Origin of the sequence: Citrobacter amalonaticus, from assembly GCF_037053465.1 — a bacterium.
GTDB lineage: Bacteria > Pseudomonadota > Gammaproteobacteria > Enterobacterales > Enterobacteriaceae > Citrobacter_A > Citrobacter_A amalonaticus_H.
The window spans coordinates 559,664-571,887 of record NZ_JBALIF010000002.1 but is presented as its reverse complement, the minus strand read 5'-3'; the positions used below and the strand labels follow the sequence as shown (position 1 = coordinate 571,887).

The following is a 12,224-nucleotide window of genomic DNA, read 5'->3' as shown; positions in this document are numbered from 1 at the left end:
GGTACCAGGACAAGGTAGCCAAAGAGGAAGAAGAAAGACAAATACAGCTGGGACTGGAAGGGTAGTGTTTAAGCCCCCTTTTAGGGGGCTGTGTCAAAGCCACCTGCTATGCAGGTGGTTTTTTACTCGCCTGTCATATCGGTTTAGTTCACATTCAGCAACCGGGCCAGCTCTGCTTTTGACGCCGTCAGGTCGCCAATATGGGCGTTAACCCATTGCGGGTTGTAGTAAGTGTCCAGATAACGTTCCCCGCTGTCACACAGCAACGTCACCAGTGAACCGCTTTCTCCGGCATCGCGCATGCGGGCGGCGAGTTGCAGCATTCCCCACATATTGGTGCCTGTAGAGGCTCCCACTTTACGGCCCAGTTGCGTCTCCAGCCAGTGAGCGGTTGCTACGCTGGCGGCGTCAGGTACGCGCAGCATTTCATCGACCACATCGGGAATAAATGACGGTTCAACGCGCGGTCGCCCAATCCCCTCAATTTTACTGCCGACAGGACTGCGTAACGTGGCATCGCGTTCTTGCCAGAAGGGCAGGAAAACGGAGTTTTCCGGATCCACGACCATCAGTTGTGTGTCATAACCCTGACAGCGAATGTAGCGTCCAATGGTTGCTGAGGTTCCTCCGGTTCCGGCGCTCATCACAATATACTTCGGGACAGGATGCGGCTCGCATTGCATCTGGCGAAAGATGCTGTCGGCGATATTGTTATTGCCGCGCCAGTCGGTGGCGCGCTCGGCATAGGTGAACTGATCCATATAGTGGCCGTTCAACGCCTGGGCGAGCTGTTCTGACGCCGCATAAATCTCGCAGGCGCTCTCCACGAAATGGCATCGACCGCCATAAAACTCAATCTGCTCGATTTTACGTTTAGCCGTGCAGGCGGGCATAACGGCAATAAACGGCAGCCCCAGCAGACGGGCAAACCAGGCTTCGGATACCGCCGTTGATCCGGAAGAGGCTTCGATAATGGTTGTGCCTTCCTTAATCCAGCCATTGCACAACCCATAAATGAACAGCGAACGCGCCAGCCGGTGTTTCAGGCTACCGGTCGGGTGGGTGCTTTCATCTTTCAGGTAGAGCTGGATCCCCGGAAAAGCAGGCATCGGCAAGCGGATAAGATGTGTGTCCGCGGAGCGCTGATAATCCGCGTTAATTTCATTGATGGCATTTTTGACCCAGGTGCTATTCATCATCGATATCCATTTGTCATTTTGTGCCAAGCGTATCGAAAAGCACGGAAAAAATTGTTGCCATTTAGCCTTTAAAATAGAATGTAAGGAGAAAATTCTTCTCTGAGGTGCCGGTATGTTAGATAAAATTGACCGTAAGCTGCTCTCATTGTTGCAGCAGGACTGCACCCTCTCTTTGCAGACGCTGGCCGATGCCGTTAATCTGACCACCACACCCTGCTGGAAACGTCTTAAACGGCTGGAAGATGATGGCATTCTGGTGGGCAAAGTTGCTCTGCTGGACCCGGAAAAACTGGGACTGGGACTGACGGCTTTCGTGCTTATCAAAACGCAGCACCACAGCAGCGACTGGTATTGCCGCTTTGTGACGGTAGTCAGTGAGATGCCGGAAGTTCTGGGGTTCTGGCGAATGGCCGGCGAATACGATTACCTGATGCGGGTACAGGTTGCCGACATGAAGCGCTATGACGACTTCTACAAGCGGCTGGTCAACAGCGTTCCCGGTCTTTCAGACGTCACGTCGAGCTTTTCCATGGAACAGATTAAATACACAACTGCGCTACCCATTGAATAATTCTCCCGGCGCGCATCGCCGGAAAACCATGTCAGGATATAACGCGTGCGATTATTTGCTCAATTAAGCTGGTATTTTCGCCGGGAGTGGCGTCGCTACCTCGGTGCGGTTGCCTTGCTTATCATCATCGCTATTCTTCAGCTTATCCCGCCGAAAGTGGTCGGCATTGTTGTGGATGGCGTGACTGCCCAACAGTTTACGCCTGCGCGGGTCATGATGTGGATTGGCACCATCGCTTTGATTGCCGTTGTGGTCTATCTGCTGCGCTACGTCTGGCGGGTGCTGCTGTTTGGCGCTTCCTATCAACTGGCTGTCGAACTGCGCGAAGATTATTACCGCCAGCTCAGTCGCCAGCACCCTGAATTTTATCTGCGCCACCGTACCGGCGATTTAATGGCGCGCGCCACCAATGATGTGGATCGCGTGGTGTTTGCCGCCGGCGAAGGCGTGTTGACGCTGGTGGATTCGCTGGTGATGGGCTGCGCGGTGTTGATTGTGATGTCCACACAGATTAGCTGGCAACTTACGCTGTTTGCGCTATTGCCGATGCCCGTGATGGCGCTGATGATCAAACGTTATGGCGATCGCCTGCATGACCGTTTCAGGCTGGCGCAGGCGGCGTTCTCCAGTCTCAACGATCGGACTCAGGAGAGTCTGACCAGCATCCGCATGATCAAAGCGTTTGGCCTGGAGGACAGGCAGTCCGCGCTGTTTGCAGCGGATGCGGAAGATACCGGGAAGAAAAATATGCGCGTGGCGCGCATCGATGCCCGCTTTGATCCGACGATTTACATTGCGATAGGCACGGCGAACCTGCTGGCTATCGGCGGCGGTAGCTGGATGGTGGTTCAGGGAACGCTGACGCTCGGACAACTGACCAGCTTTATGATGTACCTCGGGCTGATGATTTGGCCGATGCTGGCGCTGGCGTGGATGTTCAATATCGTGGAGCGTGGCAGCGCGGCTTACAGTCGAATTCGCGCCATGCTTTCCGAAGCGCCGGTGGTGAACGACGGTTGTGAATCCGTTCCTGAAGGGCGGGGTGAACTGGCTGTGGCTATCCGGGCGTTCAGCTACCCAAATACCTCGCATCCGGCGCTGGAGAATGTCAATTTCCGGCTTAAGCCCGGACAGATGCTCGGTATTTGCGGGCCTACGGGGGCGGGGAAAAGTACCGTTCTGTCGCTGATTCAGCGCCATTTCGACATCGCGCAAGGGGACGTGCGGTTTCACGATATTCCTCTGACGCGGCTGCAACTGGATAGCTGGCGCAGCCGTCTGGCGGTAGTCAGCCAGACGCCATTCCTGTTCTCTGATACCGTGGCCAGTAACATTGCCCTTGGCTGTCCCAATGCCACCCAGGAAGAGATTGAACATGTGGCGCGTTTAGCCAGCGTGCATGAAGATATTCTTCGCTTGCCGCAGGGTTACGACACAGAAGTCGGTGAGCGCGGAGTAATGCTCTCCGGCGGGCAGAAACAGCGTATCTCTATTGCACGGGCGCTGTTGCTGAACGCGGAAATTCTGATCCTGGACGATGCGCTCTCGGCGGTGGACGGGCGAACAGAGCATCAAATCCTGCATAACCTGCGCCAGTGGGGAGAGGGGCGAACGGTCATCATCAGCGCACACCGGTTATCGGCGCTGACCGAAGCGAACGAGATTATCGTGATGCAGCACGGACATATTGCTCAGCGTGGCGATCACGATGCCCTCGTGCAGCAAGCGGGATGGTATCGCGATATGTACCGTTATCAGCAACTGGAAGCGGCGCTTGATGATGTGCCGGAAAACAATGAGGAGGCGGCAAATGCGTAGTTTTGGGCAGTTATGGCCGACCCTCAAACGCCTGCTGGCTTATGGATCGCCGTGGCGAAAACCCTTAGGTGTTGCGGTAATCATGTTGTGGCTGGCGGCTGCGGCAGAAGTCAGCGGGCCGCTGCTGATCAGCTACTTTATCGACAACATGGTGGCAAAAAATAACCTGCCGCTGGGTATGGTCGCAGGGCTGGTCGCTGCCTATCTGGGACTGCAAATTATCGCTGCCAGTCTGCACTATGCGCAATCGCTACTCTTTAACCGCGCGGCGGTTGGTGTGGTACAGCAACTGCGTACCGACGTCATGGATGCCGCATTGCGCCAGCCGCTGAGCGAATTCGATATTCAACCTGTCGGCCAGCTTATCTCGCGTGTGACCAACGATACCGAAGTGATCCGCGATCTGTATGTCACGGTGGTGGCGACGGTACTGCGCAGTGCCGCGCTGATTGGGGCAATGCTGGTCGCGATGTTCAGTCTCGACTGGCGTATGGCGCTGGTGGCGATCCTTATCTTCCCTGCCGTGCTGGTGGTGATGGTGATTTACCAACGCTACAGCACCCCGATTGTCCGCCGCGTGCGGGCCTACCTTGCCGATATTAATGACGGGTTCAATGAAGTCATTAACGGGATGAGTGTGATTCAGCAATTCCGTCAGCAGGCGCGTTTCGGTGAGCGGATGGGGGAAGCCAGCCGCTCGCATTATATGGCGCGCATGCAGACGCTGCGTTTAGACGGCTTTTTGTTGCGGCCGCTGCTGAGCCTCTTTTCTGCGCTCATACTCTGCGGTTTACTGATGTTGTTTAGTTTTACCTCGGCAGGAACTATCGAAGTCGGGGTGCTGTATGCGTTTATCAGTTACCTCGGGCGCCTGAATGAGCCGTTGATCGAACTCACCACCCAGCAGTCTATGCTGCAACAGGCGGTTGTGGCCGGGGAGCGCGTATTTGAACTGATGGACGGTCCGCGCCAGCGTTACGGGCAGGATACGCGCCCGCTGGCATCGGGACAAATTGACGTTGACGATGTCTCGTTTGCCTATCGCGACGATAATCTGGTGCTGCAAAATGTCAGTCTGTCCGTTCCCTCTCGCGGATTTGTCGCCCTGGTGGGGCACACTGGCAGCGGTAAGAGCACCCTTGCCAGCTTGCTGATGGGCTATTACCCGCTAAGCCAGGGAGAGATTCGCCTCGACGGGCGGCCTTTACATTCGCTGAGCCACAGCACGCTGCGTCAGGGGGTGGCGATGGTGCAACAGGATCCGGTGGTGATGGCGGATTCTTTCCTGGCGAACGTGACGCTGGGGCGGGATATCAACGAAGCGCAGGTCTGGCAGGCCCTGGAAACCGTGCAACTGGCGGAACTGGCTCGCGGGATGAGTGACGGGATCCATACGCGCCTCGGCGAGCAGGGGAACAATCTCTCCGTGGGGCAGAAACAGTTACTGGCGCTGGCGCGCGTGCTGGTGGCGACACCGCAGATCCTGATCCTTGATGAGGCGACTGCCAGCATCGATTCGGGGACGGAACAGGCCATTCAACAGGCGCTGGCCGCCGTGCGTGAACACACCACGCTGGTGGTGATTGCGCACCGGCTTTCCACCATTGTCGAGGCGGACACCATTCTGGTGCTTCATCGCGGGCAGGCGGTAGAGCGTGGAACGCATCATCAACTGCTGGCAGCGCAAGGGCGCTACTGGCAGATGTATCAGCTCCAGCTTGCCGGTGAAGAGCTTGCAGCCAGCGTTCGCGAGGAATCGCTTCCCGCCTGATGCACCGCCGTTGCCGGGCCGCTTTGACGCTGGTGCAAAAATGTAACGCATCATGCACTATCATGGTGCGTTTTTCTTTTCCCGCTCCGTTCCCCTTTCTGAATTGCTCGCCAGACGGCCTGTTGAGCAGCCACTGGCTCCACTTTTTCAATTCTGGCATACCCCTTGCAATACCCTACTTGTGTAGTCGCGCCATATACCGAATTCTGACTGGAGGGGATCTATGAAGCTGGTTACCGTGGTGATCAAACCGTTCAAACTGGAAGACGTTCGCGAAGCGCTCTCTTCTATTGGTATTCAAGGGCTGACCGTCACCGAAGTGAAAGGGTTCGGGCGTCAGAAAGGGCATGCCGAGTTATATCGGGGGGCGGAGTACAGCGTCAACTTCCTGCCAAAAGTGAAGATTGATGTGGCGATTGCCGACGACCAGCTTGAAGAGGTGATCGACGTCATCAGTAAGGCGGCATACACCGGAAAAATTGGCGACGGCAAAATTTTCGTCGCGGAGCTGCAACGCGTCATTCGTATTCGTACCGGCGAAGCTGACGAAGCGGCGCTCTAAAGCCTGGCACACAGTAACGGGAAACGACAAAATGAAGATAGCAACGATGAAAACGGGCCTTGCTTCGCTGGCGATGCTGCCAGGTCTTGTGATGGCTGCGCCAGCCGTGGCGGATAAAGCCGATAACGCCTTTATGATGATTTGTACCGCGCTGGTGCTGTTTATGACCATACCGGGTATCGCCCTGTTCTACGGCGGTTTGATCCGCGGAAAGAACGTGCTGTCGATGCTGACGCAGGTGACCGTGACGTTCGCACTGGTCTGCATCATGTGGGTCGTATTCGGCTATTCACTGGCGTTCGGCGAAGGGAACAGTTTTTTCGGTAACTTCAACTGGGTGATGCTCAAAAACATTGAGCTGACCGCCGTGATGGGCAGCATTTACCAGTATATTCACGTTGCTTTTCAGGGATCGTTTGCCTGCATTACCGTCGGACTGATTGTCGGCGCGCTGGCAGAACGCATCCGTTTTTCCGCCGTGTTGATCTTCGTGGTGGTGTGGCTGACGCTCTCCTACATTCCGATTGCCCATATGGTGTGGGGCGGCGGTCTGCTGGCATCGCATGGCGCGCTGGATTTTGCGGGTGGCACGGTGGTACACATCAACGCCGCGATTGCGGGTCTGGTGGGGGCTTACCTGATTGGTAAACGTGTAGGCTTTGGCAAAGAGGCGTTCAAACCGCATAACCTGCCGATGGTCTTTACCGGTACTGCGATCCTCTACGTCGGCTGGTTCGGCTTCAACGCCGGTTCGGCGGGAACAGCGAATGAAATTGCGGCGCTGGCATTTGTGAATACCGTTGTGGCAACGGCGGCGGCGATTCTCGGCTGGATCTTTGGCGAATGGGCGCTGCGGGGTAAACCGTCGCTGCTCGGAGCCTGTTCCGGGGCGATTGCCGGTCTGGTTGGCGTTACACCTGCCTGTGGCTACATCGGTGTCGGCGGCGCGCTAATTATCGGTGTGGCGGCTGGCCTGGCGGGGCTGTGGGGCGTCACTATGCTTAAGCGTCTGCTGCGGGTCGACGATCCCTGCGATGTCTTTGGTGTTCACGGCGTCTGCGGGATTGTCGGCTGTATTCTGACCGGGGTCTTTGCGTCAAGCGCCCTGGGCGGCGTAGGCTTTGCGGACGGTGTCACGATGGGGCATCAGGTGCTGGTACAGCTTGAGAGTATCGCTATCACCATTGTCTGGTCTGGCGTAGTGGCCTTTATCGGTTACAAACTGGCGGATATGACCGTGGGGCTGCGCGTACCGGAAGAGCAAGAGCGCGAAGGGCTGGATGTGAACAGCCACGGCGAGAATGCCTATAACGCCTGATTTATTAATGTGCCGGATGGCGATGCTAACGCATCTTATCCGGCCTACAAACTGCCGGATGCGCATCACTGCCATCCGGTTTTTTGTCAGTTGTGATTACGCATCACCCCTTCCTGCACGGTAGATGCCACCAGTTTGCCATCCTGAGTATAAAACTCACCGCGAACAAATCCGCGTGCGCTGGAGGCTGAGGTGCTTTCCACGCTATACAGCAACCACTCGTTCAAATCGAACGGACGGTGGAACCACATTGAGTGGTCAATCGTGGCTATCTGAATGCCTTTTTCAAGAAAACCAATGCCGTGAGGTTGTAGCGCGACGGGGAGAAAATTGAGATCCGAAGCATAGCCCAACAGATACTGATGCACGCGAAGGTCGTCCGGTAACGTGCCGTTCGCCCGGATCCACACCTGGCGCGTGGGTTCTGCCACGTGGCCTTTCAGCGGGTTATGAAACTCAACGGGGCGCACTTCCAGCGGGCGGTCGCAGAGAAACTTATCTTTTAAGATCTGTGGCAACAGGTGTGCGATGGATTGAGCTATTTCCGTTTCTGATTTCAGTCCTTCAGGCGCGGGAGCGTCCGGCATGGTTTTCTGATGCTCAAACCCCTCTTCGGGAGCCTGGAAGGAGGCGGTCATGTAAAAAATCGGCTTGCCGTTTTGAATCGCAGCCACGCGACGGGCGCTAAAACTGTTGCCGTCGCGAAGGACTTCCACATCATAAATAATCGGTTTCTGACTGTCGCCCGGGCGTAAAAAATAGCTGTGAAAAGAGTGGACCAGGCGTTCTTCCGGGACCGTCTCCTTTGCTGCATACAGCGCCTGTCCGACGACCTGTCCACCAAAAACCTGCCGTAACCCTAAGTCTTCACTTTGGCCCCGAAAGAGTCCTTCCTCAATTTTTTCCAGATTCAATAATGTCAGCAAATTTTTCAGTGCCTGACTCATACATGCTCTCCAGGTAACAACGACGCCGAAGCGAGATAGGCAGAGTATAACGCAATTTTGAAAGTGGTCCGATGGGTGCAATAGTCTGAAAACCAGACCAATTCCAGGCAGAAATTAGTGATATGTGCCACACTTATCAACGTTATGTTTTTGTTAACCACTCTTCCGGCGGAGGAAAACCCGCTGGTGCAGAGATGATAAGGAGAATTTAATGAAACTCATGCACATGGTAAGTGGTTTAGCGGTAGCCGTTGCTCTGGCCGCCTGTGCCGATAAAAGCGCAGATATCCAGACGCCAGCGCCGAACCCAAACACTTCAGCGACGGCCACACAGCCTGTTATTCAGCAACCTAATGTCTCGGGGACCGTATGGATCCGTCAGAAAGTGGCATTGCCGCCGGATGCCGTACTGACCGTGACACTGTCGGACGCATCGCTGGCCGATGCACCGTCGAAAGTGCTGTCGCAAAAAGTCGTCCGTACCGAAGGGAAACAGGCGCCCTTTAGCTTCGTGCTGCCGTTTAACCCGGCAGACATCCAGCCTAACGCCCGAATTCTGCTGAGCGCAGCGATTACGGTGAATGATAAACTGGTCTTTATTACTGACACCGTACAGCCGGTCATCAATCAGGGCGGAACCAAAGCCGATTTGACGCTGGTCCCTGTCCAGCAAACCGCGGTTCCTCTGCAGGCAAGCGGTGGGGGCGCGACAACGGTGCCTTCGACATCGCCCACGCAGGTTACCCCTTCCTCAGCGGTTCCTGCACCGACGCAGTACTAAGCCTCATAACCCTCCCCGCCCGGAGAGGGTTAGTAAATCCAGCGATAACGCTGTAAATCGATTTTCCCGCTCCCGGAAACCACAACGCCCTCTGCCAGCAGCGCCTGTCGTTGCCGCTGTAAATCGGGGCCGGTCAATGAAATCGTACCGTGTCGGTTAACGACCCGATGCCATGGCAGCGTACTGCCTTCGGGGAGGCGTTTGAGGACGCCGCCAACCTGCCGTGCCGCGCGCGGTGAACCTGCGAGTAGAGCGACATCGCCATAGGTGGTCACGGTGCCTTCGGGAATGGAGGCGACGATCTGCCACACGCGTTGAGGGAAAGTGTCTTGTCTGTCCATTATTTCTTCCTGCGATAATCCTTGAGCATAATCGGGAATGATGGGCAGGTGAAGTTTCATTGCGCAAGAAACCAGCATCCAGCCGCCGATAGCTTGCAATTACAGGGGGCAGCAGTGATAATGCGCCTGCGCGTTGGTTACAACGCTCTCAATGGGGGCTCTGTTGGTTCTCCCGCAACGCTACTCTGTTTACCAGGTCAGGTCCGGAAGGAAGCAGCCAAGGCAGATGACGCGTGTGCCGGGATGTAGCTGGCAGGGCCCCCACCCATTTGTGCCGTCCGGCACCACATTTTTATTTCTCTTCGTACTGTTGTCATCAAAGGCTGACAGCGTGTTTTCTGGATCTTGAATCCGCTGCCGCGCCAGTTTTAAATAATCTTACGTACCTTACTGCCAGCAGACTGCGCACGCAGTGTTCCCCAGAGCGGCTCCAGAGTGTTAAACGCCGCGCGCATTGTCTCATCCGGCAGGGCGAAAGGCATGCGTAAGAAACGATCAAACGCGCCCGCGAGACCAAAACGGGTGCCTGTACCAAGCTGAATGCCGACGCTTTCCGCGCGCGTGGCGAAAAGCGTCGCCAGCGTGTCTGGCAATTCCACCCAAAACGATAATCCGCCCTGTGGCTGCTGATAGCGCCATTCCGGAAAGTGTGTACGCATTAACGTGTCGCATAATGCCCGTTGAGCGGCTAACTGTTGCCGGCGCTGGGGCAAGAATGTTCCGGCATTGTCCAGCAGCCAGGTTGTGGCAAGCTGTTCGAGAACCGGTGAGCCAAGATCGAAGGTATCACGCGTCTGTACCAGGGCGGCAATGGTGCGTGATGACGCACGTATCCAACCCAGACGCAGTCCTCCCCAGAAACTCTTGCCCGCAGAACCCAGCATAATAATCGGCGCATCACGATGAAAAGCCGCCAGGGGCGCCGGGGGCGGTACGTCGTACCAAAGATTGACCATTGTTTCATCGATCACCAGCGTGGTATGCGTGCGCGCGGCGAGATCGGCAATGATTTGTCGTGTCGCCTCATCCATACACCGCCCGGTGGGATTATGAAAATCCGGCATTAAATAGGCCATACGGGGTGAGGTTTGCGCGATAGTCGCCGCCAGTCCATCGGTATCCCAGCCCTGTTCTGGCAGTGAAACGCCCACCGGTCGGCAGGACGCTCCCTGGATGGCTGCGATAGCCAGCGGATAGGTTGGATGGTCCACCACAACACGATCCCCGGGACCGGTCAGTAAACGCAGGATCAGCGCCAGACCACTGACCGCGCCGTTGACCACCATGATTTCATCTGCCGTTGTCGGAAGACCTCGCGCACTGTAATGACGGGCAAGTGACTCACGTAGACAGAGTAATCCCTGCGGCTGATAGCCAGACGTCAGCAAATGCTGCGGCATCGCAACCAGCGCCTGTTGATAAGCCTGATGGATTTCAGGCCCCGCACTGAGGGCGGCGGTGGAGAGATCCAACGCCATTGTCGTTCCCGCCCGTGTCGGCACGTCACGAATATGACCGGGCAAAATGACCCGCGAACCGCTGCCGTGGCGGCTTTCCAGATAACCTTCTTCGCGCAGTTGCGACAACGCGCTGGCAACGGTGGTACGACTGACCTCCAGTACCGCAGCCAGCTCACGTTCACCCGGTAAGCGGCTGTCGAGCGCCAGTCGCCCATCGAGGATCAGAAGACGCAGTGCTTCTGCCAACTGTCGCCAGCGCGGTGCTCTTGAGGTGTTCTGCTGCCAGTGCCCAAGCAGGCGCTGGAGCGACTGGCTTCCATAACGACGTGATGACATAGCAGTCCACTTTTTAAAAACTGGTCATTAATCATAGTGCCAATTGCAGGGAAGATGAAAACAATCTGAACGGGGAGGTAAGTAATGGGACGTCGTCTGCTGCAACTTTATTTTGGTCTGACCCTGTATGGGGTATCAACCGCCATGTTTGTGCGTGCAGACTTAGGCGCCGATCCATGGAACGTGTTCCATCTGGGACTGGCTAATCTGCTGGCGATGAAAATAGGTATGGTGATGATTATTGTGGGGGCGCTGGTATTGCTGCTGTGGATCCCGCTGCGCCAGCGTCCCGGATTGGGGACGCTGAGCAACGTCATTGTGATCGGACTTGCTGCCGATGCGGCTCTGGCGGTAATGCCTGAAATTTCCTCGCTTATCGGGCGTAGCGTCATGCTGGTGGCCGCCGTGGTGATAAACGCCCTGGCGACAAGTATGTATATTGGCGCGGGCTTTGGCGCAGGGCCAAGGGATGGGCTGATGACCGGTATTCACGCCCGCACCGGGTGGTCGGTGCGCACGATCCGCACGGCAATAGAAGTCTCTGTTTTATTCTGCGGTTGGTTGTTGGGGGGAACTCTGGGGGTTGGAACGGTGCTGTATGCGCTGGCGATTGGGCCGTTGATCCAGCTCTGTCTGCCATGGTTTCGCTACACGCCTCGGGCAAGGATTCATACAGCATATCAGGGAGAGGGCGACTAAACTTAATCACGACTGACGCGGCTGGAACTGGCTTGCCGCGCAGTAAACTTCGGAGGTTGTTCTCATGAAGTATGTTGATGGTTTTGTCCTTGCCGTACCCGCTGAAAACAAGGAGGCTTATAAAGCGATGGCGGCAAAAGCAGCGCCGTTGTTTAAGGAGTTTGGCGCGTTACGTATTGTCGAATGCTGGGCTGACGATGTGCCGGATGGCAAGGTCACCGATTTTCGCATGGCGGTGAAAGCTGAAGAGGATGAAGAAGTGGTATTCAGTTGGATTGAATACCCGTCGAAAGAGGTGCGGGATGCGGCGAATCAGAAGATGATGTCCGATCCGCGCATGAAGGCGTTCGGCGAGTCAATGCCGTTTGATGGTAAACGCATGATCTTCGGTGGATTCTCACCCATTATTGACGACTAGCGT

Annotated in this window: 12 protein-coding genes and 1 other RNA gene; 9 read left to right on the top strand and 4 right to left on the bottom strand. The window is 56.0% G+C overall.

Annotation, left to right across the window (positions count from 1 at the left end):
• Positions 1–143: 143 nt before the first annotated feature.
• The gene (locus WB371_RS05530; protein WP_336219085.1) at positions 144–1,199 is read right to left on the bottom strand and encodes a PLP-dependent cysteine synthase family protein; all 1,056 of its coding nucleotides are present in this window, start codon (positions 1,197–1,199) and stop codon (positions 144–146) included.
• Positions 1,200–1,311: 112 nt separating this feature from the next.
• Between WB371_RS05530 and WB371_RS05525 the strand changes: the two genes are divergently transcribed.
• The 5 genes from WB371_RS05525 to amtB all read left to right on the top strand — a co-directional run bounded on the left by WB371_RS05525 (position 1,312) and on the right by amtB (position 7,239).
• A complete protein-coding gene (locus WB371_RS05525) occupies positions 1,312–1,770 on the top strand; it encodes an Lrp/AsnC family transcriptional regulator (protein WP_336219084.1) in 459 nt (152 codons plus the stop codon).
• Positions 1,771–1,815: 45 nt separating this feature from the next.
• Positions 1,816–3,588, top strand: coding sequence for a SmdA family multidrug ABC transporter permease/ATP-binding protein (locus WB371_RS05520; RefSeq protein ID WP_336219083.1), 1,773 nt, complete (start codon positions 1,816–1,818; stop codon positions 3,586–3,588).
• Complete coding sequence (locus WB371_RS05515; RefSeq protein ID WP_336219082.1) at positions 3,581–5,359, top strand: SmdB family multidrug efflux ABC transporter permease/ATP-binding protein; 1,779 nt, start codon at positions 3,581–3,583, stop codon at positions 5,357–5,359. The genes WB371_RS05520 and WB371_RS05515 overlap by 8 nt, the downstream gene beginning before the upstream one ends.
• Positions 5,360–5,582: 223 nt before the next feature.
• Positions 5,583–5,921 carry a P-II family nitrogen regulator gene (gene glnK / locus WB371_RS05510; protein WP_097161518.1) on the top strand — a complete coding sequence of 113 codons (339 nt, stop codon included), beginning with the start codon at positions 5,583–5,585 and terminating at the stop codon, positions 5,919–5,921.
• 31 nt (positions 5,922–5,952) lie between these two features.
• Entirely contained in the window at positions 5,953–7,239 is a 1,287-nt protein-coding gene (gene amtB / locus WB371_RS05505; protein WP_336219081.1) for an ammonium transporter AmtB, read from the top strand.
• 86 nt (positions 7,240–7,325) lie between these two features.
• Here amtB and tesB read toward each other — a convergent pair whose 3' ends face one another.
• A complete protein-coding gene (tesB, locus tag WB371_RS05500) occupies positions 7,326–8,186 on the bottom strand; it encodes an acyl-CoA thioesterase II (RefSeq protein WP_336219080.1) in 861 nt (286 codons plus the stop codon).
• Between the two features lie 211 nt (positions 8,187–8,397).
• Between tesB and WB371_RS05495 the strand changes: the two genes are divergently transcribed.
• On the top strand, positions 8,398–8,967 hold the full coding sequence (locus tag WB371_RS05495) for a YbaY family lipoprotein (protein WP_336219079.1): 570 nt from the start codon (positions 8,398–8,400) through the stop codon (positions 8,965–8,967).
• A gap of 29 nt (positions 8,968–8,996) precedes the next feature.
• On the opposite strand, the gene WB371_RS05490 is transcribed toward WB371_RS05495, so the two are convergent.
• The gene (locus WB371_RS05490; protein ID WP_336219078.1) at positions 8,997–9,386 is read right to left on the bottom strand and encodes an MGMT family protein; all 390 of its coding nucleotides are present in this window, start codon (positions 9,384–9,386) and stop codon (positions 8,997–8,999) included.
• Between the two features lie 83 nt (positions 9,387–9,469).
• On the opposite strand from WB371_RS05490, the gene ffs reads away from it, so the two are divergent.
• Positions 9,470–9,566, top strand: an RNA gene (gene ffs, locus WB371_RS05485) — signal recognition particle sRNA small type.
• Positions 9,567–9,676: 110 nt separating this feature from the next.
• Here the strand turns inward: ffs and WB371_RS05480 are convergent.
• Positions 9,677–11,104, bottom strand: coding sequence for a PLP-dependent aminotransferase family protein (locus WB371_RS05480; protein WP_336219077.1), 1,428 nt, complete (start codon positions 11,102–11,104; stop codon positions 9,677–9,679).
• Positions 11,105–11,188: 84 nt separating this feature from the next.
• Between WB371_RS05480 and WB371_RS05475 the strand changes: the two genes are divergently transcribed.
• Together WB371_RS05475 and WB371_RS05470 are read left to right on the top strand one after the other, a co-directional pair.
• The gene (locus WB371_RS05475) at positions 11,189–11,803 is read left to right on the top strand and encodes a hypothetical protein (RefSeq protein WP_336219076.1); all 615 of its coding nucleotides are present in this window, start codon (positions 11,189–11,191) and stop codon (positions 11,801–11,803) included.
• A 64-nt stretch (positions 11,804–11,867) separates the two neighbouring features.
• Entirely contained in the window at positions 11,868–12,221 is a 354-nt protein-coding gene (locus WB371_RS05470; RefSeq protein ID WP_336219075.1) for a DUF1428 domain-containing protein, read from the top strand.
• Positions 12,222–12,224: the final 3 nt, after the last annotated feature.